We start from the raw sequence: 19,001 nt of genomic DNA on the forward strand, positions 1-19,001 counted from the left end.
GGCTTAATCCTCGTGGCTCGCTTCGCCCTTGCCGATCTCGGCCTTGAGCGTGAAGCTTCCGGTGGTGGCGATCTGTTCGTTGCCGGTCAGGCCCGAGCGGACGATCACCGTGTCGCCCGATGCATCGCCGAGCTGGACCGGAGTCGCCTTGAAGCCCGTAGGCGTGCGAACGAACACGACCGACTTGCCCTCGAAGCTCTGGACCGCCGTTGTCGGCACGCGGATTGCGCCGCTACCGCCGCTGCCCGTGAGCTGGACGGCAGCCGTCACCGGCTCGCCGACCCGCCATTCACCACCGCGATTGTCGAGCGTGGCAAGGGCGGGCACGAGCCGCGTCTGCGGATCGAGTGCTGGCGACACGAAGGTCACGCGCGCGGTCGCCTGACGGCCCGCCGCCTTGACCAGTACCGTGTTGCCGGGGCGTACCCGGCCCGCATCCTCAGCCTTCAGATTGAGCGCGATCGACACCTGGCTCAGGTTGGCAATGCGATAGAGTTCGGCGTCCGCCGCAACCGTCTGTCCCAGCGTCACGGGGCGCGCGATGATCTGTCCCGAGATCGGCGCGGCGATGCCGAGCCGGTTGAGACCACCGCCGCCGACACCGGCGGCCGACACCATGCTCCGCGCCTGCGTCAGCGCGATCCGCGCTTCCGTCGCCGCCGTGCGGGCAGCAATCAGATCCTGCTCAGGAGACACCTTCTGCGCGTACAGCCGTTGCTCGCGTGCGAGGTTCGAATTGGCGAGCTGAAGCCGTGCCCGTGCCGCTTCGACCTCGCCCTTGATTTGCGCCGCCTCGCGGCTCTCGATTACCGCAATAGTCTGGCCGCGCCCCACGGATTGACCAAGGTTGCGCGTCAGTGCGACCACCCGTCCCGCGATCGCGGCCGAGACGACTTGCGTGCCTTGGGGATCGCCCTCGATGATCGCGGGAAGCTCGATCGTTCCGGCTCCGCCGATGATCGGCCGTCCGACCTGGACGCCCGCCGCAGCGATCTGATCGGCACCCAATAGGACGACGCCCTCATCAGCGTGACCGCCTTCAGCACCGCCCTTTTCCGCACCAGCAGCCGCTTCATTGCCGGCTGCTCCATTGGCGGCCGCCTCGTTCCCGGTGTCTTTGCCACCGCAGGCAGCCAACAGCAGGGCGAGTGACGCCGCGCCCGCGAGATAGAAGCTCTTCATCACTGATTTCCCCCATTGGGCGCAGGAGCGGTCAGTCGCTCCACTTGCGCGCGGGCATTCTGGTAGTTGGCAAGCGCATCGATCGCGGCGACCCGCGTTTCAGCGAGAGTGCGTTCCGCATCGAGCAATTCGAGCTGGCCGAACTTGCCCTCGCGATAACCGATCCGCGCGATGCGGGCGGCCTCCTGTGCAGCCGCCAGCGCCGGCCCAGACGCCGCACGAGCCGTCGTTGCGGCATTGGCCGCTTGCGCCTGCGCGTCCGTGATCGCCTGTTCGATGTCGAGCGCGGTCACGCGACGCTGTGCATCCGCCTGTGTCCGCTGCGCGGTCGCCTGCGCGATCGCCGCGCGACCATTGTTGAACACCGGGATCGGGATCGACACGGTGAACACCGCCGCCATATCGTTGGTCGCTTCCAGGCGGCGGATCGCAGGCCCGACATTGAGGTCAGGGACGCGATTGGCGCGCGCGAGCCGCACGCCGGCTTCCGCGATCGAGAAATCCGCGTTCGCCGCCGCCAGCGCGAGCGTGCCGGTTGTGTTGACCGGTGCCACCGGCCCATAGACGTTCGCCCCCGGCAGGCGATCGAGCAGCGTGTCATCGAGCGCGCCGTCGATCGGTCGGCCAATCCGACGCGCCAGATTGGCGCGGGCGGCCTCTGCCAAGCGAAGCTGCCGCTCCACATTGGCATCGGCATTGATGCGCGCGACATCCGCGCGCTGTTGCTCCAGCGGCGACGCACGTCCCGCCTGCACCCGGACGCTCGCAGCGCGCAGCGCGTCGCTGGCGATCCGGGCCTGATCCCGCGCCGTCGCCACCCGCCGGTCGGCTGCGACCGCTTCGACATAGAGCTGCGTCACCTGAAGCCGGACATCGGCTGCGATGATCGCGGCCTGGATCTCGGCCCGGGACAATTGCGCATTGGCGACCGCGACGCGGGCGCCGCGCTTGCCGCCTAGCTCGATCGGGATCGCAAAGCCGACCGTAGATTCCGCGCTGCGGACACCCCGATACGGCCCCGAGCCGATGACGTTCTCAACCTGGCCCTGGACAACCGGGTTGGGCCGCAATCCGGCGACCGTACGGCCCGCACGGGCCGCGTCAATCGCGGCTGTCGCCGCTTCGGCAGCAGGGGCCGAACCACCCGCTGCACTGACCGCTTGGTCAAGAGTGTAGATCGGCACGTCCTGCGTAACAGCCGCGGACGGTCCGACCTGCGCCTGCGCCATAGTGACGCACGACGCTGCGGCCAGCATGGCCGCGAGGATACGATACATGAAAATAGGACTCCTGACGATGATCGACAGGGGCGCGCCCAACGCGCGCCCAAATCGGACGTCAGGCTTGCGGAGGCCTCAAATGGACCATGCCAGTGCGGCCATCGAGCGACGCAGAGGCGGAGATTGTCGGCTTGGGCATCGTGAGGACGTGGGTATATTCGATCGTCGTGCGCGCAGGCGCACCAACATCATGCCCGTGACAGTAATTGTGATGGTGCGGGACGTTCTTGTCCGCATCCGACGGAACCTCGTCGATGTCACCGGCGGTATGAACGGTAAACTCAACGCCCGCGATGCTTCCCCCCGCCAAATCGGCGGCATGAGCCATGCCGGAGAAGCTGGTGAGAACCAGCATCAGGCATGTCAGGAGAGGCAAAAAGGCTCGCACGAACCCGCCCTTACCACGGAGAGGTTTCCATGTCATTGCAATAACTCGCGAGCCGGTGCCTTCGCGGCACGCCATGCCGGCCAGGCTTCGCGAAGCACGCGCCATGCCGAGCGCAGGAAAATCGCGGCGATCAATCCGCCGACAATGATGTCCGGCCAAACCGAGCCGGTCAGGCCGACCAATCCGGCAGCCGCGAGAACCCCGACGTTCGACGCGACATCATTGCGCGAGCACTCGAACGTGCTCGACATATTCACATTCTCGCGGCGGAAGCGCCAGAGCAGCGCCAGGCAGATGAGGTTCGCAACCAGCGCGGCGCTGCCAACCCCGAGCATCAAGCCCGATGCCGGAGGAACGCCGTTCGCAATCTTGTCCGCGATCTCGAAAATGACCGCGACGCCGAAAGCCAAGATGATGCCGCCCTTCGCCAGCGCCGCGCCCGCTCCCCAGCGCGCCCCCTGATGCAGTGCATAGAGACTGAGCGCATAGACCACCGCGTCGCCGAACATGTCGACCGAATCCGCCATCAAGGCGGAGGAACGCGCGACAACGCCGCCGCCAAATTCGACCACGAACATCGCGAGATTGATGAGCATCACGATGATTAGCACGCGGCGCTGCTCGGCCTTGCGACCGAGTTCCGCGATCGTGTCGCGTTTCGCTGAGCAACAAGCGTCTGCCATTATCGAAGCTCGATTCGTGGATCAGACGCTCTATATGAACCCTCATCCTACTAGAGGGTCAAGAGGTAAGCGATGAAGATTGGTGAGATCGCGCAGCGGACCGGGCTGAAGGTCGAGACGGTTCGATTCTACGAGGCCGAGGGTCTGATCGCGCCCCCGGAGCGCAGCGGTGGAAACTATCGGCTCTACGGGCAATCGCATCTCGATCGTCTCGCGTTCATCAAACGCTCGCGTGATCTGGGTTTCACCCTCGACCAGGTGCGCGACCTCCTTCGCTTGGCGGACGATCCTCGCGGTTCCTGCGCAGAGGCCGACGCGATAGCTACGGTTCACATTCAGGAGATTGACCGCAAGCTAGCGGACCTTGCTGCGCTCCGTGCTGAGATCGCGCAGTGGGGCGGCGCCTGCACTGCCACGATCATCGCTGATTGCCGCGTCATAGACGCCCTCTCGCACGCTTGAGGGTACAAGTAGCAAGCCGCGTATTACTCTTTGAGCGGGGGCTCACGCGGAGATCACCGATGCACGATCATATGAGCGCCGAGATGCAGGCTTGCATGGACGCCTGCCATCACTGCCACGTCACCTGCCTGTCGATGACCACCCAGCACTGCCTTCAGGTGGGCGGCGCACATGCCGCGCCCGACCACATCAAGATCATGCTCGATTGCGCGCAAATTTGCGCCACCTCACTCGATTTCATGGCGCGCGGGTCCGACCAGCATAAGCTCGTATGCGGCATCTGCGCCCAGATCTGCCGAGCTTGCGCAGAGACCTGCCGCGGGCTCGACGGCATGGAAGAGTGCGTCGCCGCGTGCGAGCGCTGTGCTGATGCATGCGAGAAGATGGCCGCCTGATCGGTGATGGGCGGGTGGCGATCGGCCGCCCGCTCCTCACATCGCCGTTGCGGGGGGCTCGAGCATCCCCAGCCAGGCGACCAGAGCGAGGATCGTGACCGCACAGCTCGTCTCGATCGCGAGGCTGCGCCACAGAGCACCAAGCGCGGCCCGATGATCGCCCGCGGCAACCGAGCGCTCGAAAACCGGCGTCAGCCGGAAACGATTGAGGGAGGCCAGCCCCAGCATCGCGCCGAACAGTACCAGCTTGGCGAGGAGGAGCTGGCCGTAAAGGGTGGTCAGAAGTCTCGGTAAATTGCCGGCACCGACCAGCAGCCAGCCATTGACCAGGCCCGTCACAACGATCGTGCCGACCACGAGCGTGCCGACCAGACCGAAGCCGTGCAACGCCCGGTGGGTCAGTCTGAGATGCGCGACGTCGACGCGAACTGCCGGTCGCACCACGAGCAGCGTCAACCCGAGCAGTGCGCCGACCCAGGCTCCGGCCGCCAACAGATGCAGAATATCGGCCAGCAGATGGACCCAGCCCGTCGCGCCCTCATCCATCGCGCCATGGCCTGTCCAGGCGAGCGTCGCGAGCGCAATGCCCGCCGCGAGCGCCACCATGCCGAGCGGCGCGGTACGTCCTGCCGCGATCAGCGCGGCGATCACGGCCACAATCAGCGCGACCATGCGCGCTTCCCACGCCGTGCCCGTCGCGGAGCCGGTGATCAGCATTCCGATCGCTTCCCGATCGATCGGCCACGGCGGCGCTCCAGCCATTGCCGCGGCGAGCAGGACGAGCGCAATGCCTGAAAACAGAAGGCCGAGCAGGCCACTCCCCACCAGCCAAGGGCGCAAGGCGAGTGCGTCTGCGCGCTCCCCGGCCTTGAGCCCGTAGAGGCTGAACGCCGACAGGCCGAACAGCCCGCTCAACGTCGCATAAAGCGCGAAGCGGACCCCGATCAACGGCCAGTCGGCATCCACCTTACTTCACCGCGAAGGCGAAGTTGCCCGACACCCGATGCGTGTCGGCCGAGACGACGTGCCATGCGACGCTGTAGCGGCCCGCGCCGAGCGGCGACTTGGGCACCACGACCAGCGTTCGGCCATCGGGTGCAACCTGGGTGGTGGTTGCAACCTTCATCGGTGGGTGCGTGGTGCCGCCATGGCCCGTCATCATCAAGTCCGCACCGGAGAATTTCGGCATCAGCCTCTCGCTGAACTGCAAAGCGACACGCGCGGGCTTGGCAACGGTCGCGTTGGGCGCGGGTGAGGCCACAACGAGCTTCGGGTGAGCCTGCGCCGCACTGGCGAGGCTCAGGAGAGTGAGGGCGGCAGGAAGGGCGAGACTACGCATGGGGTACTCCGACGAGGTTCGTGCACCCTTCTACGCGGCGCGCTGCCCGACCCCTCACCGGCGGTTGAGGGATGATGGGCAGCGATGCGTATCCGATGATAGAGGGGTGGAGTGGAAAGCATGGACGATCTAGACAGAGCATTGGCGCGACTAGCGGGCGCACCCGCCCCGGCCGCTTTGGAGGGTATCGAGGACCAAGTCCTCAGACGGATCGGCAGCCGCCCCGCCGTGCGCGGAGCCGGGCTCGGGATCGGTGTGATAACCGCCGCGGCGCTCGGTGTCGGGATCGTCGGTGCCGAGCTGCCCGCGACGGCAAGCCCTGCCGTCTCGCTCGCGCCGCTCGGCGGAGCCTCCCCCCTCGCTCCTTCCGCGTTGCTGATCGGCGAGCCATGACCTCGACCAAGCGGGTTGTCCTGTGCGCCTTGCTCGCCTTCCTGGCAGCGATTGGTGGTGTCTTTATCGGGCGCGCGCTGCTGCCGCAGCCCAAGCAACCCGGTGCGGCGCTCCACGAGGTGCTGCACCACAAGCTCGCGCTCGATGGCGACCAGCAGGCCCGATTGAAGGTGCTCGAAGACCGGTTCGCGGTGCAACGCCGCGCCCTCGAGCTGGAGATGCGTGCCGCCAATGCCCGCCTTGCCGAGGCGATCGAGGCCGAGCACGGCAATGGTCCGCGAGTGGCCGCCGCGGTCGACCAGAGCCATGCCGCGATGGGCGAGCTGCAGAAGGCGACGCTGGCGCACATCTTCGCCATGCGTCAGCTTCTCCGGCCCGATCAGACCTCTCAATTCGATGACGCGGTGGTGAAGGCGCTCACCGACGGCCAGGGGTGAGCCTCGATTGGACCGCGCTGTCGGATGGCGAACTGGCGACGCTCAGCATCGCCGGCCGACAAGCCGCTTTCGCCGAGATCGTGCGACGCTATCGGCAGCCGATGTTCCGGCTTTCGCGCGCCTTCCTCGGCGATGCCGACGAAGCGCTGGACGTGACGCAGGAAGCGTTTGTGGCCGCGCATCAGGCCTTGTCGCGCTACGACCCCAACCGATCAATGCAGGCGTGGCTAACGACCATCGCCGTCAACAAATGCCGCGATTGGGCGCGTAAGCGTGCCGTGCGCCGGTTTCTGTCGTTCGCGCTGCCGAACGACGAACAGGTCCAGAGCATCGTCGACGAACAGGTGCCGATCGACGACGCAGCCGGCGATCGGCAGGAACTCGACCGCGTGACGCGCGCCATCTCGACCCTGCCGGCTAACCTGAAGGAGCCTCTGGTACTTCGGACGATCGAAGGGCTGAGCCAGGCCGAAACGGCCGAGGTGCTGGGGATCAGCCAGAAGGCGGTGGAAACTCGCCTTTATCGCGCGCGGGCGCGGCTGCTCGAAAAACTAGGGAACCGCTGAGGGTTGGACAGATCGGCCGCGTAGAAGGGTCGACGGCCCTTCACGGCCCCATTCTTAGGAGCTTGCATGTCGCGCGTTCTCGACCGCCGCCAGGTGCTGCGCGGTGCCAGTCTGGCAGGCGGCGGCCTCGCCTTGTCGGCCTATATGCCGGCATGGGCACAGCCCGTCTCGGCCGGCATCGCCAAGCCGTTGCCCACGGTGTCGGGCGAGGACATCACGCTCAAGGTCGCGCATCAGATGATGATGATCGACGGGCGGCAGAGCCACGCCATCGGCATCAACGGCACCGTGCCCGCTCCGCTCATCCGCTTGCGCGAGGGGCAGAACGTCCGCCTCCACGTCGTCAATGAGCTCGACGAGGAAACCTCGATCCACTGGCACGGGCTGCTTCTCCCCTTCCAGATGGACGGGGTTCCCGGGATCGCCTTCCCCGGCATTCCGGCGCGATCGACGTTCACCTACGAGTTCCCGATCATCCAGAGCGGCACCTACTGGTACCATAGCCATTCGGGGCTTCAGGAGCAGGAGGGGCATTACGGCCCGATCCTGATCGACCCGAAGAACCCCGATCCGGTGAAGTTCGACCGGGAGCACGTGATCGTGCTGTCCGACCACAGCTTCCACCACCCGCACTACCTCTTCGATCGGTTGAAGAAGGAGTCGGGCTACTTCAACCGCCAGCGCCAGACCCTGGCCGGGCTTCTCGCCGGCAAGGATCAGTCGCTGAAAGAGCGGTTGGAGTGGGGCAAGATGCGGATGGACCCCGCCGACGTCGCCGACGTCACGGGCTCGGTCTACACCTACCTGGTCAACGGCTACGGCCCCAAGGACAATTGGACCGCGCTATTCCGCCCCGGCGAGCGGGTGCGGCTGCGCTTCATCAACGCCTCGTCGATGACCACCTTCAACGTCCGCATTCCGGGCCTGCCGATGACGATCGTCGCGGCCGACGGCTTGAACGTGCGCCCGGTCGAGATCGACGAGTTCCAGTTCGGCCCGGCCGAGACCTATGACGCGATCGTCACCCCGCCCGACCTGCGCGCCTATACGCTGGTCGGTGAGAGCATCGATCGCTCCGGCATGGCCCGCGCGACGCTCGCTCCGCGCGAGGGCATGGCGGCCGAGGTGCCCCCGCTCCGCAAGCGCCCGCTCGCGACCATGAAGGACATGGGCATGGGCGGCATGGATCATGGCACGATGGACCACGGCGGCATGAATCATGGCGCCATGGGCGGCGCTGCGGGTTCGATGTCCGGCATGGACCATGCTGCGATGGGGCATGGCGCGGGCACCGGCGCGATGGCGGGTATGGATCATTCCCAAATGAACCACGGCGCGGCCGGCACCGCGGCAGGCGGCATGGCAGGCATGGACCACGGCCAGGCTCAGGGCGGCGCCATGGCCGGTATGGACCATGGCTCCGGCACGATGCCGGCGATGAACGGCGATCAGATGGGCGGGATGGACATGGGCGGCATGAGCCATTCCATGCGCGATTTCAGCAATGCCCCCGAGGTTAAAAAGGGACCGGGCGTGCAGACCATCTCGCCGATGCCGGTCGATCGGACCGGCGATCCCGGGCAGGGGCTGGAGAATGTCGGGCATCGCGTTCTCACCTATCGCGACCTGATGGCGCTCGACCGCAACCCGGACACACGCGCACCGGAGCGGGAGATCAAGCTCCACCTCACCGGCAACATGGAGCGCTATATGTGGGGCTTCGACGGCGAGAAGCTGTCGGAGAACCCCGACCCGATCACGCTGCTTCACGGCGAGCGGGTACGGGTGACGCTCATCAACGACACGATGATGGGACATCCGATCCACATCCACGGCCACTTCTTCGACCTGGTGACCGGCAAGGGCGCCTATGCCCCCCGAAAGCATACGGTGCTGGTGCAGCCGGGAGGCACGGTGAGCTGGGACGTGACCGGCGAGGAAGGCGACTGGGCCTTCCACTGCCACATGCTCTACCACATGCACGCGGGCATGATGCGCGTTGTCCAGGTCCGCAAGGCCGGGGAGGCCGCGGCGTGATCCGGTCGCTCCTCCTCGCCGGTATGGCGCCGCTCGGCCTTGCGACACCCGCATTCGGGCAGACCATGGACCATTCCATGCACAACATGCCGGGCATGACGATGCCGGCAAAGCCGGCCGCCAAGCCGAAGGCGAAAGCCGCGGCCAAGTCCGCGACTAAGCGTAAGGCTCCCGTCCGACGCACCGCGCCGCGGCGCGCGCAACCGGCGAAGACGCAGGCTGCCGACCCTCATGCCGGGCATGACATGAGCGGGATGCAGGGAATGGATATGAGCGGTCAGCAGCAGGCTGCGCCCACCCAGAACCCGCACGCCGGGCACGATATGTCTGCTATGCCGGGCATGGCAGCATCGACAGGTGCGGGGCAGGACCCGCATGCCGGCCACGACATGAGCACGATGCCGGGCATGGCGATGCCCGGCGATCAGCCCGCTGCCAAGGTCGGAACCGACCTTCCCCCCGGCAACAAGCCCGCTCCCGCTCCAGCCGGGGACCACCTCGCCGATCGTTTCTGGGGCGCGGACGCCATGGCCAGCTCGCGCGAGAACGATCTACGCCGCGAGCATGGCGGAATGACCGTCTATCAGATCCTCTTCAATCTCGCCGAATATCAGGCTCGCAAGGGTGGCGACGGCTATCGCTGGGATGGCGAGGCCTGGATCGGGGGCGACATCAATCGCTTTACGCTAAAGAGCGAGGGCGAAGGCACGTTCGGCAAGCCGCTCGAACAGGCCGAGGTGCAGGCGCTCTACAGCCGCGCGCTCGATCCATACTGGAACCTTCAGGCGGGCGTTCGCTACGACTTCAAGCCCAACCCCTCGCGCACCTACGCGACGGTAGGGATCGAGGGGCTGGCCCCCGGTTGGTTCGAGGTGGAGGGCGCATTGTTCCTCTCCGACAAGGGCGACGTGCTTGGCCGTGCGGAGGGCTATTACGACCAGCGCATCACCAACTGGTTCGTGCTCCAGCCTAGGGTGGAGGCCAATTTCTCCGCGCAGGACGTGCCCGAAACCGGCACCGGCTCCGGGCTCACGGACCTCGAGGCCGGGCTTCGGCTTCGCTACGAGGGCCGGCGCGAGTTCGCGCCCTACATCGGCGTGTCGTGGGAGCGGCAGTTCGGCGACACCGCGCGCTTCACCCGCGCACGCGGTGACAATACGGGCGGCTTCAGCTTCGTCGCGGGCGTGAGGACCTGGTTCTGAGCCCGCGGCTCCGCCTCCATGTCGGGGCAAGCAAGGTTCACCGCTGGCTTGCGCTCCTGATCGGGGCGCAGGCGATCGTCTGGTTCACCAGCGGGCTCGTCATGAGCCTGCTGCCGATCGACACCGTGCATGGCGATCACCGGATCGACCGGAACGTCGAACCGGCCCTGATCGCCACTCAGGATTTCGCGCCCGTCCCTGCCCTTCTCGCATCGGCCGGAGCGCCGGTGCGTCAGCTCCAGCACCGGATGCTGCTGGGGCGGCCGATCGTCGAAGCCCAGCTCGGCGACGGCAAGGTGCGTTTGCTGGACGCCCGCACCGCAAAGCCGCTGCCCCCGGTCGACGGCCCGGCCGCAGCGCTGATCGCAAGGCAGGCGTATCGCGGCGAAACTGGTTCGGCGCCCGTCGTCGAGCGGATCGAGCGCCTCAGCACCGAGTACCGCGGTGCCCTCCCCGCCTGGCGTGCTTCCTTCGCCGATGACGACGGGACCCGCATCTACGTGGGCGCCGAGACGGGGCGGCTGACATCGGTCCGGACCGGCACGTGGCGGCTCTACGACTTCTTCTGGGGGCTTCACATCATGGATTGGACCGAGCACGAGCGGTTCAACACGCCGTGGCTCAACGCTTTCGCAGCGGGCGGACTCGTGTTCGCTGTCGCCGGGGCGATCCTGCTCTTCATGCGCTGGCCCCGTCGACGTCGCAGAAAAGCTCAAGGGGTCCGCTAGAGAGCTGCGTATCCTTCAGTGGGTGGGGCCGCACAGGAGAGCGCATCATGAACCACGACGACCCCGGCTCCAAACAGGGCGGTATGGGGATGAGCTACGGGCGCTTCGCCGCGATGATCGCGACGTCGACGGTCGTGATGTTCGGGCTCATGTACCTCAACACTTACGCGCTCGCCCATGTCGAATACAGTCAGACCCGGACGTGGATGGCGATCGTCATGGGCGCCGTGATGGCGCTCATCATGATCGGCTTCATGTGGGGCATGTATCCCGACCGACGGGCCAATCTCGGCATCGTGGCGGCCTCGATCGCGGTGTTCGCCGGTGCCTTGTGGCTTGTCCGCAGCCAGGAGACGGTCGGAGACGTTGCTTATATGAAGGCGATGATCCCGCATCACTCGATCGCGATCATGACCAGCGAGCGCGCTCACATCAAAGACCCCGAGGTGCGGAAACTCGCGGACGGGATCATCGACGCTCAGGTCCGCGAGATCGCGCAGATGAAGCGCTACATCGCCCGGCTTGAGGCGCACCCCACGCCCGACAATGCGCCCGACCTCCCCTCCTATCGCGACAAGCAGGTGCCTCCCCCGCCCCCCGAAACCGACGAGAGCGTCGGCGTCAACACGCTTCAGCCGATCCGCTGAGCAACATCGCTTGAGGGCTAATCGGTTTGAGCCCGTATCCCTGTTGAGCGGGAGTTTTGACGCAGGAGCGACACGATGAAGAAGATGATGATTATGGCCGTCGCGACCGCCCTCGGCGCGGCTCCCGCGGTCGCCCAGATGCAGGGCATGGACCATTCCGGCATGAACCACGGGCAGATGATGCGGCCGACGCCGGCGAACCCGTACCCGCAGGCCGAGATGGACATGCATCAGAAGATGATGTCGGCGATGGGTGCCGATGCCACCGAGACGTGGGTCCGCAAGATGGTCGAGCACCACCGTGGCGGCATCGCCATGTCGCGTATCGTGCTTCGCGAGACCAAGGACCCCAAGGTTCGCCAGATGGCCACCAAGACGATCGCAGAGCAGACCCGCGAGATCGGCGAGTTGAACGCCTGGCTGCGGGCGCATGGCAAGAGCGCCCAGTAATCGACTACCGTCCCTCCCCCCGTCACCGTGCGGGGGGATGGCCACCCGGGAACTCAGATATGGATCGCTTTCGCCTTCTCGCCGCCGCGCTGGCGTGCGCTACCCCTGCGGGGGCTCTCGCCGCGGGTCCCGTCCTGATGCATCGCGACCCGGGTTGCCCCTGTTGCGAGAAATGGGCGCAGCAGGTGAAGGAGCAGTTCGGCCGCGCCGTCCGCGTCGTCGACGATGCGAACCGGCCGGCGTTCATGAAGGCACGCGGCGTGCCTCAAGACCTCGCCTCCTGTCACACTGCCATTATCGACGGCATGACCTTCGAAGGGCACGTTCCGATTGCCGACATGAAGCGCGCCTTGGCCACGCATCCGAAGGGCGTCACCGGCCTCGCGGTCGCCGGGATGCCGATGGGCTCACCGGGCATGGAAATGCCGGGCATGAAGGCCCAGGCCTATGACGTGATCGCGTTCGGGCCGAGCGGCCGCAGGGTGTTCGCCCGCCATTGAAAAGGGGAGGCGCGAACGCCTCCCCTCCCAGCTTACTTCTTCTGCATGCCCGACATGTCGTGACCGGCGTGCTCGCCGTGCTTCATGTCCTTCATGTCGGCGCAGCAATCCTTCTTCGCGCCGTCCTTGTCCTTGCAGCAGTCGGCGCCATCCTTGCAGCACTCCTTCCCCGCGCAGCAGTCAGCGGCGGCAAAGGCCGTGGCGGGAACGAGCGCGAGCGCGATAGCCGCGCCGATGAACTTGATGGTCTTCATGTGTAATTTTCCTCAAACGCACTGATTGATCGGAATCCACGTCGATCAGGCGGTTCGAGGAGGTGGCGGTGCAGGACCGCCCGAGCGACCAACAAGGGCATGAGGCTCGGGTGCGGGCGGATCCGTCCGCACGGCGAGCTGCGGCGCGGGAGACGTGTGAACGTCGAGGGCCGTTGCGATGCAGGCTCCTACGCAGTCCACCGAAGGGGCCTTTTTCACGGGCGTGGGCGGCGCTCGATCGCAATCGGCCATTCCGGCATGCGCCTCCGCAGGCGGAGCAGCCTGCGCGATGGCCTCGCACATTGGGCCCATCCGCACGAACAGCATCGCGCCCAGCAGGAGCAGAGCGAGTGTGCGGGCGAGGCGGCCGAAGCTCATGCGGCCCTTCTAGGCTGCGCCGGGACGCTGCACCAGATCAGTGCGCGACGCCCAGCACCATCCAGATAGCCATGGCGACCATCATCACGTTCTCGGTGAGCGACAGGAAGCCCAGCGGCACATTGCTGTCACCGCCCACGCACGCGCATTTCAGCTCGCGCTTGTCGACATACACGGCCTTGATGACCGAGACCGCCCCGATCGTCCCGATCACCAGCGCGATCGGCACCGACAACCAGGTCAACACGCCGGCCGCCATCAGCACGCCCGCCGCGCCTTCCGCGTAGGGGTAGATATAGGAGTATGGCACCCAGCGCTTCGCGAGCAAGTCGTAGTTGAGGAACATGGTCGCGAACTTCTCGACGTTCTGGAGCTTCAACAGCGCCAGCACACACATGGAGAAGGCGATGAACCACTCACCGGCGCGTACCGTGAAGGGTGTGCCGAGCACGGCATAGCTGGCCGCCAGCGCCATTAATGCCGTCATCGCAAACACAACCGCGACCGGCCGGTAGGTCACCGCCTTGGGGTCGGCCACGGTCTTGCCGAAAAACCGGCGCAGATCGTCGTAGCCGCCTACCCGCTCGCCACCGATGAAGGTCTGGGGTGTCGTTTTGACCCCGTGCTCGGCTTTGAATGCGTCGGTTTCCTCGCGCGTCGTCAGCCAATGGTCCTCGACCTCGTAGCCGCGTCGGTGCAGCAGGTCCTTTGCCTTCAAGCCGTAGGGGCAGGTGTGCGTCGGCATCACCATGCGGTAGATCGTTGCCTTCTTGGGCGCCGCGGTCGCCATGTTCTTCTCCACCATGTTCGCGACACCTATATAGGGGCCGTACCATGGTACGGAGTCAAGGCATGGCCGACGTGACAATTGCGGGGCTCGCGCGCGAGGGCGGCGTCGGTGTAGAAACGGTCCGCTATTATCAGCGCAGAGGGTTGCTCGAGACGCCGGAGAGGCCTGAAGGATCGGGCTCGAATGGCGGTATTCGCCGCTACACAGCAGACGATGTTCGCCGGCTCCGGTTCATCCGATCGGCGCAGGCCGCTGGCTTCACGTTGGAGCAGATCGGAGAACTGGTGGCGCTGGACGCGACCGACGATCGCGCTCGGGCACGCCAGCTTGCCAACGAGCGGATCGCGGCGCTGGATGCAAAGATCCAGGAGCTGAAGCGCGTCCGCGCATCACTCCAGCGGCTTGCTCATGAATGTGGGTCGGGCTCGGAAGGCCCCTGCCCCATTCTAACCGCGTTCGACGCCGACTGATCCGGTCGGTGCTATACCCCTTCCGCGCTGATCGCCTCTTGTTCCGGCGCGGGAAGGTGGCGGTAGAGCGTCGGGACCGAGACGCCGATCGCCGGCGCGATCTCGCGCATCGGCATTCCGGAGGCCAGGAGCTTACGGGCCGCCTCGAGCCGCTTGGGCGTCATCACTGTCTTGCGGCCGCCTACCCTGCCCTCGCGCTTCGCCACCATCAGTGCGGCCGTCGTGCGCTCGCGGTTCAGGTCCCGCTCCATCTCCGCCATCGCCGCCATGATGTGGAAGACGAGCTTGCCGGCGGTGCCGGCGGTATCGATGCCATCCGTCAGCGACCGGAAACCGATGCCCCGGTCCGCCAACTCCGCCGCAAGGTCGACCAGGCCTTTCATCGTTCGGCCGAGCCGGTCGAGCTTCCAGACCACCAGCACGTCGCCGGCGCGAGCGTGTGACAGGGCTTCGGCCAAGCCGATCCGGTTCGCCTTCGCACCGCTCGCCTTGTCGCTGAAGGTCCGCTCACACCCCGCTTCACGCAGGGCGTCGAGCTGCGGCGTCAGATCCTGTTCGGGGGTCGACACCCGCGCGTAGCCGATCAGCATGGCACCTTCTCAAAACTCATCTCACGTGCCTAACACGACCGATCGCAATCGAGAATGTGTTTTGATACACGCGCCACGCCTGCTAGACGTTCTCACATGGCTGCGGATCAAAATCGATCGTTTGAGAGACACGGGATCGTGGTCCCGCGTGCCGGTCATCAAAAGCACGAAGCGCCTTTGCACCGGGTTGCAGCGCCGGGTCTGCGGAAGCCGATCCACCAGGCTTGGGTCATTGAAAGCACGAACTTCACGCCGGTCGGCGCGATTGCGGAGGCCTCCAGCCCTGCCGAGAGCCCTCGTCTTCGTGCTTTCAATGACCGACGGGCTTCGGCCCGGATCGCGAGCCGATCGGCATGAGCGACGCGTCGCAGCCGCAAGGGGACCTGTTCGCACTCGACAGCCCGTTGTTGACCGAGGTCCGCGGCGAACGCTCCCTCATGGCCTTTCCCTTTTTCGCGCTGAGCAAGGGCAAGTGGACCAAGCCCCTCGCCTACAAGACCGAAAGCGTGTCGATCGAGATCGTCGCCACCTCGAAGGGTGTGGCGACGATCTACGACAAGGAAATCCTGCTTTATATCGCGAGCTTGATGGTCGCTAAGCTCGATGCTGGCCATCAGGTCGGCCAAGAATTTTACTTCACGGCTCACGATCTCTTCCGCGTCACCGGCGTCAACGGCTCGGCACGCTCCTACTCGCGCCTGTCCGACGCGTTGGAGCGCCTGCAGGGCACGCAGATCAAGACGGACATCGAAGCAGGCGGCGAGGGCCAAGCGGGTTTCTTTTCCTGGCTGTCCGAGGCGCAGCTCCACTATTCGAAGACCAAGACCGGCGAGAAGCGTTTGAAGGCGGTGAAGGTGCGCCTCTGCGACTGGCTCTACCGCGCGATCCTCCGCGACCGGCGGGTACTGGATTACGACCCCAACTACTTCCAGCTCGGGCCCGTAGAGCGCCGTCTGTATGAAGTGGCGCGCTCTGCCTGCATCAATGGTCCCGTCGAAATCGAGCTTGAAGACCTGCGATTGCAACTCGGCTACCAAAGCCCGCTCAAGCAATTCCGCTATGTTCTGAAGGGTATCGTCGACACGAATGCCGTTCCCGGCTTCAGTTTCGTGCTGAATGACGTCGGCTCGACTGCGCCTGATCGGCGTCCGCGTCGATCGGGGAGTAAGGACAGCATCCGGATTACGCCGCAACCGTTGCTGCAAGCCGGCTGATCGGCAGAGCCGCTTAGCGTTTTCCGAATCGGCAGGAAGGTGATTCGGTCACCGGTCGCCGAAAGCACGAACTTCGGTCGTCGAAAGCACGAAGCCGGGTCACCGAAAGCACGAACGCATGTTGATGCGGTCGCCGAAAGCACGAACTTTTCCAGTCTCTGGTCGCCGAAAGCACGAATCGTAGCTGTTTCGAGGACGCAGCTAATCCTGCACAAATAGTGAAGAGCCGGTTGCATGCAGCGATCGGCACAGCGGGGAACGGCTGTGACCACATAAACGAATGCCCGGCACGAAGGCCGGGCACCCTGAAATCTCAATGTCGCACGCCGGCAAGCGTGAAACGGGAGACCTTAGACACTCCTGACATAGAGGTTTCCGAGCCTCGGTTCAAGGGAGCGCGCTTCGCGCCACGGATGAGTTTTGCCTGGTCCCGGCCTCCGAAAAGGAGGGTGGAAGATGGCTTTATCGGTGGGGGATGCGACCCTCGCGGCGCTCGCAGGCGTCGCCATCCGGCGCAAGCCGGCCAGGTCGGGCGCCGTGCATCGCACGGGCGCCCCTGTGCTGCGCGATAGTGTGGAAGCCGGCACATTTGAGGACGCCTTCTTCGCCGTGCCGGCGAAAGGTGAGACCGATCGGCTGCTGCATGTCGCGCGCAAGACGCTGGACGCAGCGCGCCGCCTCCGCCGCGACGCCCGCCTTGGCGCCAAAATCCTGACCACGTCCGAGCGCGTCATCGCGCGGCTCACCGGAAGCGCCGTGCGCGTCTACGAGGAAATCCTGACGCTCGCCCGACTGAACCGCGGCAGGGTCTTCCCGAGCTACGATTATCTGGCCGACGCAACAGGGCTCGGACGCGCGACGATCGGGCGAGCACTCGCGATCCTCGAGGCAATCGGCTTCCTGGTCCGGCAGCGCCGGTTCAATCGTGTTGCCGGTCAGGGGCCAGGCCCGCGCTACGAGCAGACATCGAACGCCTATCGTCCGCTTCTTCCGGAACGCGTGCTCTCCTACCTTCCGCGTTGGCTACGCCCCGCCCCGCTTCCCGAAGACGAGGTGCAGCGCCACGCCGATCGCGAAGCCGACACCCGGCACATGCTGAAATCCTTGTCTTGCCGTGAGCTCGCTGAGGCGACCGTCAGTGGCTCGCTCGGCAAGATTCTCGCGAAGCTCGGCGCGGCTGTCGATCGTCGGGAGCGTGAAGCTCAAATTGATCCGCAACCGCTAACAGATTCATATAATAAGGGGCAGACGGTGTTGGCCTAGTCGGCCAACGCACCTCGCCTGACGGCGCAAAAGAACCACCGACATCGCAAACCAGCACCCTCACCACCTTCCGACACCGAAGGACGCACCGGCTACGCCGGCGCGAATGCTCCCCAGTGGGAGCAAGCGACTTCTGTCGGTTCCAAATCGCGATGTTCGTGCTTGCTGCAGCCGTTTTTGGGTCATGAGCGCGGCCGTAGCGCCAAGGCGTAGGGGGTGGCTCGACCGAAGCGTCTTCAACTCCCGGCGTGATGCGGCCCTACCGCCAAAGCCGGCGACGAACGACTTGGCCGTCACTTGCTGGGCCGTGGCGATACCGCGGTCGACGACTTGCGCCGCATTGATCTCAGGCCTGCCCTGCCGATCCGCTATCCCTGGACGATGGGAAAAGATGGGCGCTGGCCGCCTTCTACGATCAAGCGAATAACCGGCTGTGCCTACGGTTTCCGCGATGCGGACCCTCCGTTTTTTCGCTTGATCGCGGCGCCTGCACGCCCGTCCAATTCCCATCAGGAATGAGCCTGATCGATCGGAAGGACAGGACCATGCAGAACATTGCGGAATTTCGGATCATCGGCCGGGTCGGGAAGATCACGGAGCACGACAAGGTGACGAAGGTGAACGTCGCCGCCAACTACAACCGCCAGGAGAATGGCGAATGGGTGACGGACACGCACTGGAATGAGGTGACCCTGTTCGGCAAGCTGATCGAGCGCGCCGCCAAGGCGCAGAAGGGCGACCTGGTCCACATCGCAGGCCGCGTCCGCCAAAATTCCTACGATACGGCCGAGGGCCGGCGGTACACGGTGGAGCTGATCGCGGACGGCTTCGCGGTTCTCGCCAAGAGTTCGGAGGATCGCGACTAGGCGCGGTCGGGGCCGCCTACCGGCGGCCCTTCCCGCCTGCGAAGCTCCAGCTCGACCGCCTCGCGAATGAAGTCGGCCTGGCTCTCGCTCTCGCGCAGGACAGATTTGATGCGCCCAAGCGTACCCTTCGGAAAACGCGCAAGCGTCTGATCCTCCATCGGAGGGCGACCAACGGAACGGACCTTGCTAGACGTCATCCATTGCCCTAGTAATTACCGATACCGCATATTGACGGCATTTGCGGTATCGTATATTACAGGCTGCGCCTTTCATCAAGGCGACGGAGGAAGGCCATGTTGGGTAATCTGCTGACGATCGGACTATTCGTCCTGATCGCGTGGGCCGTCCTAAGAGGCGGTGGCGGTTCTACCCCGCGCATCTGGAGTGGCGACACTCCGGACGAGGAGGGGCGCCGCAACACCCGCACGGATTCCAACTATCGCGGTTATGAGCACTGGAACAACAATTCTGATCGAGGCTGGTAGGG

At 65.5% G+C, this 19,001-nt stretch carries 26 protein-coding genes; 16 read left to right on the plus strand and 10 right to left on the minus strand.

Going from position 1 to position 19,001, the window contains the following annotated elements; genetic code table 11:
* Positions 1-3 precede the first annotated feature (3 nt).
* The 4 genes from ABC319_RS18480 to ABC319_RS18495 form a co-directional block, all read right to left on the minus strand.
* Positions 4-1,182, minus strand: a complete 1,179-nt coding sequence (locus tag ABC319_RS18480) for an efflux RND transporter periplasmic adaptor subunit (protein WP_058733721.1) — start codon at positions 1,180-1,182, stop codon at positions 4-6.
* Positions 1,182-2,459, minus strand: coding sequence for a TolC family protein (locus ABC319_RS18485; protein WP_041043246.1), 1,278 nt, complete (start codon positions 2,457-2,459; stop codon positions 1,182-1,184). The genes ABC319_RS18480 and ABC319_RS18485 overlap by 1 nt, the downstream gene beginning before the upstream one ends.
* Before the next feature lie 61 nt (positions 2,460-2,520).
* Positions 2,521-2,817, minus strand: a complete 297-nt coding sequence (locus ABC319_RS18490) for a hypothetical protein (protein ID WP_041043298.1) — start codon at positions 2,815-2,817, stop codon at positions 2,521-2,523.
* A gap of 65 nt (positions 2,818-2,882) precedes the next feature.
* A complete protein-coding gene (locus tag ABC319_RS18495) occupies positions 2,883-3,533 on the minus strand; it encodes a cation efflux transmembrane domain-containing protein (protein WP_041043247.1) in 651 nt (216 codons plus the stop codon).
* 72 nt (positions 3,534-3,605) lie between these two features.
* Between ABC319_RS18495 and ABC319_RS18500 the strand changes: the two genes are divergently transcribed.
* Together ABC319_RS18500 and ABC319_RS18505 are read left to right on the plus strand one after the other, a co-directional pair.
* The gene (locus tag ABC319_RS18500) at positions 3,606-3,995 is read left to right on the plus strand and encodes a MerR family transcriptional regulator (protein WP_041043248.1); all 390 of its coding nucleotides are present in this window, start codon (positions 3,606-3,608) and stop codon (positions 3,993-3,995) included.
* 59 nt (positions 3,996-4,054) lie between these two features.
* Positions 4,055-4,390 carry a four-helix bundle copper-binding protein gene (locus tag ABC319_RS18505; RefSeq protein WP_041043249.1) on the plus strand — a complete coding sequence of 112 codons (336 nt, stop codon included), beginning with the start codon at positions 4,055-4,057 and terminating at the stop codon, positions 4,388-4,390.
* Between the two features lie 36 nt (positions 4,391-4,426).
* Here the strand turns inward: ABC319_RS18505 and copD are convergent, their stop codons facing one another.
* Entirely contained in the window at positions 4,427-5,356 is a 930-nt protein-coding gene (copD, locus tag ABC319_RS18510) for a copper homeostasis membrane protein CopD (RefSeq protein WP_041043250.1), read from the minus strand.
* A gap of 1 nt (position 5,357) precedes the next feature.
* Entirely contained in the window at positions 5,358-5,729 is a 372-nt protein-coding gene (gene copC / locus ABC319_RS18515; RefSeq protein WP_041043251.1) for a copper homeostasis periplasmic binding protein CopC, read from the minus strand.
* Positions 5,730-5,849: 120 nt separating this feature from the next.
* Between copC and ABC319_RS18520 the strand changes: the two genes are divergently transcribed.
* The 9 genes from ABC319_RS18520 to ABC319_RS18560 all read left to right on the plus strand — a co-directional run bounded on the left by ABC319_RS18520 (position 5,850) and on the right by ABC319_RS18560 (position 12,689).
* Positions 5,850-6,122 carry a hypothetical protein gene (locus tag ABC319_RS18520; protein WP_041043252.1) on the plus strand — a complete coding sequence of 91 codons (273 nt, stop codon included), beginning with the start codon at positions 5,850-5,852 and terminating at the stop codon, positions 6,120-6,122.
* Complete coding sequence (locus ABC319_RS18525; protein WP_041043253.1) at positions 6,119-6,559, plus strand: periplasmic heavy metal sensor; 441 nt, start codon at positions 6,119-6,121, stop codon at positions 6,557-6,559. Before ABC319_RS18520 ends, ABC319_RS18525 begins: the two co-directional genes overlap by 4 nt.
* On the plus strand, positions 6,556-7,125 hold the full coding sequence (locus tag ABC319_RS18530) for an RNA polymerase sigma factor (RefSeq protein WP_041043254.1): 570 nt from the start codon (positions 6,556-6,558) through the stop codon (positions 7,123-7,125). Before ABC319_RS18525 ends, ABC319_RS18530 begins: the two co-directional genes overlap by 4 nt.
* A gap of 66 nt (positions 7,126-7,191) precedes the next feature.
* Positions 7,192-9,162, plus strand: a complete 1,971-nt coding sequence (locus ABC319_RS18535; RefSeq protein ID WP_058733720.1) for a copper resistance system multicopper oxidase — start codon at positions 7,192-7,194, stop codon at positions 9,160-9,162.
* A gap of 23 nt (positions 9,163-9,185) precedes the next feature.
* Complete coding sequence (locus ABC319_RS18540; protein ID WP_174236674.1) at positions 9,186-10,364, plus strand: copper resistance protein B; 1,179 nt, start codon at positions 9,186-9,188, stop codon at positions 10,362-10,364.
* Positions 10,361-11,092, plus strand: coding sequence for a PepSY domain-containing protein (locus tag ABC319_RS18545; RefSeq protein WP_041043257.1), 732 nt, complete (start codon positions 10,361-10,363; stop codon positions 11,090-11,092). The genes ABC319_RS18540 and ABC319_RS18545 overlap by 4 nt, the downstream gene beginning before the upstream one ends.
* Before the next feature lie 47 nt (positions 11,093-11,139).
* Positions 11,140-11,739, plus strand: coding sequence for a DUF305 domain-containing protein (locus ABC319_RS18550; protein ID WP_201279660.1), 600 nt, complete (start codon positions 11,140-11,142; stop codon positions 11,737-11,739).
* Positions 11,740-11,814: 75 nt separating this feature from the next.
* Positions 11,815-12,189 (plus strand): DUF305 domain-containing protein, encoded by a 375-nt coding sequence (locus ABC319_RS18555; protein ID WP_174236673.1) that lies wholly within the window; start codon positions 11,815-11,817, stop codon positions 12,187-12,189.
* Positions 12,190-12,248: 59 nt separating this feature from the next.
* Positions 12,249-12,689, plus strand: coding sequence for a DUF411 domain-containing protein (locus ABC319_RS18560; protein ID WP_058733718.1), 441 nt, complete (start codon positions 12,249-12,251; stop codon positions 12,687-12,689).
* 32 nt (positions 12,690-12,721) lie between these two features.
* Here the strand turns inward: ABC319_RS18560 and ABC319_RS18565 are convergent, their stop codons facing one another.
* Positions 12,722-12,943 carry a hypothetical protein gene (locus tag ABC319_RS18565; RefSeq protein WP_058733717.1) on the minus strand — a complete coding sequence of 74 codons (222 nt, stop codon included), beginning with the start codon at positions 12,941-12,943 and terminating at the stop codon, positions 12,722-12,724.
* Between the two features lie 415 nt (positions 12,944-13,358).
* Complete coding sequence (locus ABC319_RS18570) at positions 13,359-14,126, minus strand: glutaredoxin (protein WP_236116207.1); 768 nt, start codon at positions 14,124-14,126, stop codon at positions 13,359-13,361.
* A 47-nt stretch (positions 14,127-14,173) separates the two neighbouring features.
* Here ABC319_RS18570 and ABC319_RS18575 point away from each other — a divergent pair, with 47 nt between their 5' ends.
* Positions 14,174-14,581 carry a MerR family transcriptional regulator gene (locus ABC319_RS18575; RefSeq protein ID WP_041043303.1) on the plus strand — a complete coding sequence of 136 codons (408 nt, stop codon included), beginning with the start codon at positions 14,174-14,176 and terminating at the stop codon, positions 14,579-14,581.
* An 11-nt stretch (positions 14,582-14,592) separates the two neighbouring features.
* On the opposite strand, the gene ABC319_RS18580 is transcribed toward ABC319_RS18575, so the two are convergent.
* A complete protein-coding gene (locus tag ABC319_RS18580; protein ID WP_085809863.1) occupies positions 14,593-15,171 on the minus strand; it encodes a recombinase family protein in 579 nt (192 codons plus the stop codon).
* Positions 15,172-15,524: 353 nt separating this feature from the next.
* Here ABC319_RS18580 and ABC319_RS18585 point away from each other — a divergent pair, with 353 nt between their 5' ends.
* The 3 genes from ABC319_RS18585 (at position 15,525) to ABC319_RS18595 (ending at position 18,514) form a co-directional block, all read left to right on the plus strand.
* On the plus strand, positions 15,525-16,385 hold the full coding sequence (locus ABC319_RS18585; protein WP_413071768.1) for a replication initiator protein A: 861 nt from the start codon (positions 15,525-15,527) through the stop codon (positions 16,383-16,385).
* A gap of 456 nt (positions 16,386-16,841) precedes the next feature.
* Complete coding sequence (locus ABC319_RS18590; protein WP_413071769.1) at positions 16,842-17,648, plus strand: helix-turn-helix domain-containing protein; 807 nt, start codon at positions 16,842-16,844, stop codon at positions 17,646-17,648.
* Between the two features lie 545 nt (positions 17,649-18,193).
* A complete protein-coding gene (locus ABC319_RS18595; RefSeq protein ID WP_413071770.1) occupies positions 18,194-18,514 on the plus strand; it encodes a single-stranded DNA-binding protein in 321 nt (106 codons plus the stop codon).
* Here the strand turns inward: ABC319_RS18595 and ABC319_RS18600 are convergent.
* A complete protein-coding gene (locus ABC319_RS18600) occupies positions 18,511-18,711 on the minus strand; it encodes a YlcI/YnfO family protein (RefSeq protein WP_413071771.1) in 201 nt (66 codons plus the stop codon). The two genes, ABC319_RS18595 and ABC319_RS18600, sit on opposite strands and share 4 nt — an antisense overlap.
* A 96-nt stretch (positions 18,712-18,807) precedes the next feature.
* Between ABC319_RS18600 and ABC319_RS18605 the strand changes: the two genes are divergently transcribed.
* The gene (locus ABC319_RS18605) at positions 18,808-18,999 is read left to right on the plus strand and encodes a hypothetical protein (RefSeq protein ID WP_071838550.1); all 192 of its coding nucleotides are present in this window, start codon (positions 18,808-18,810) and stop codon (positions 18,997-18,999) included.
* Positions 19,000-19,001 lie beyond the last annotated feature (2 nt).

It is taken from the genome of Sphingomonas phoenicis, from assembly GCF_047238005.1.
Lineage (GTDB): Bacteria > Pseudomonadota > Alphaproteobacteria > Sphingomonadales > Sphingomonadaceae > Sphingomonas.

Bases quoted from the DNA above. Each gene is read 5' to 3' on its own strand.
- ABC319_RS18480 (WP_058733721.1), bottom strand. From the start codon at position 1,182: ATGAAGAGCTTCTATCTCGCGGGCGCGGCGTCACTCGCCCTGCTGTTG.
- ABC319_RS18485 (WP_041043246.1), bottom strand. From the start codon at position 2,459: ATGTATCGTATCCTCGCGGCCATGCTGGCCGCAGCGTCGTGCGTCACT.
- ABC319_RS18490 (WP_041043298.1), bottom strand. From the start codon at position 2,817: ATGCTGGTTCTCACCAGCTTCTCCGGCATGGCTCATGCCGCCGATTTG.
- ABC319_RS18495 (WP_041043247.1), bottom strand. From the start codon at position 3,533: ATGGCAGACGCTTGTTGCTCAGCGAAACGCGACACGATCGCGGAACTC.
- ABC319_RS18500 (WP_041043248.1), top strand. From the start codon at position 3,606: ATGAAGATTGGTGAGATCGCGCAGCGGACCGGGCTGAAGGTCGAGACG.
- ABC319_RS18505 (WP_041043249.1), top strand. From the start codon at position 4,055: ATGCACGATCATATGAGCGCCGAGATGCAGGCTTGCATGGACGCCTGC.
- copC (WP_041043251.1), bottom strand. From the start codon at position 5,729: ATGCGTAGTCTCGCCCTTCCTGCCGCCCTCACTCTCCTGAGCCTCGCC.
- ABC319_RS18520 (WP_041043252.1), top strand. From the start codon at position 5,850: ATGGACGATCTAGACAGAGCATTGGCGCGACTAGCGGGCGCACCCGCC.
- ABC319_RS18525 (WP_041043253.1), top strand. From the start codon at position 6,119: ATGACCTCGACCAAGCGGGTTGTCCTGTGCGCCTTGCTCGCCTTCCTG.
- ABC319_RS18535 (WP_058733720.1), top strand. From the start codon at position 7,192: ATGTCGCGCGTTCTCGACCGCCGCCAGGTGCTGCGCGGTGCCAGTCTG.
- ABC319_RS18540 (WP_174236674.1), top strand. From the start codon at position 9,186: ATGGCGCCGCTCGGCCTTGCGACACCCGCATTCGGGCAGACCATGGAC.
- ABC319_RS18550 (WP_201279660.1), top strand. From the start codon at position 11,140: ATGAACCACGACGACCCCGGCTCCAAACAGGGCGGTATGGGGATGAGC.
- ABC319_RS18555 (WP_174236673.1), top strand. From the start codon at position 11,815: ATGAAGAAGATGATGATTATGGCCGTCGCGACCGCCCTCGGCGCGGCT.
- ABC319_RS18560 (WP_058733718.1), top strand. From the start codon at position 12,249: ATGGATCGCTTTCGCCTTCTCGCCGCCGCGCTGGCGTGCGCTACCCCT.
- ABC319_RS18565 (WP_058733717.1), bottom strand. From the start codon at position 12,943: ATGAAGACCATCAAGTTCATCGGCGCGGCTATCGCGCTCGCGCTCGTT.
- ABC319_RS18570 (WP_236116207.1), bottom strand. From the start codon at position 14,126: ATGGTGGAGAAGAACATGGCGACCGCGGCGCCCAAGAAGGCAACGATC.
- ABC319_RS18575 (WP_041043303.1), top strand. From the start codon at position 14,174: ATGGCCGACGTGACAATTGCGGGGCTCGCGCGCGAGGGCGGCGTCGGT.
- ABC319_RS18580 (WP_085809863.1), bottom strand. From the start codon at position 15,171: ATGCTGATCGGCTACGCGCGGGTGTCGACCCCCGAACAGGATCTGACG.
- ABC319_RS18585 (WP_413071768.1), top strand. From the start codon at position 15,525: ATGAGCGACGCGTCGCAGCCGCAAGGGGACCTGTTCGCACTCGACAGC.
- ABC319_RS18590 (WP_413071769.1), top strand. From the start codon at position 16,842: ATGGCTTTATCGGTGGGGGATGCGACCCTCGCGGCGCTCGCAGGCGTC.
- ABC319_RS18595 (WP_413071770.1), top strand. From the start codon at position 18,194: ATGCAGAACATTGCGGAATTTCGGATCATCGGCCGGGTCGGGAAGATC.
- ABC319_RS18600 (WP_413071771.1), bottom strand. From the start codon at position 18,711: ATGACGTCTAGCAAGGTCCGTTCCGTTGGTCGCCCTCCGATGGAGGAT.
- ABC319_RS18605 (WP_071838550.1), top strand. From the start codon at position 18,808: ATGTTGGGTAATCTGCTGACGATCGGACTATTCGTCCTGATCGCGTGG.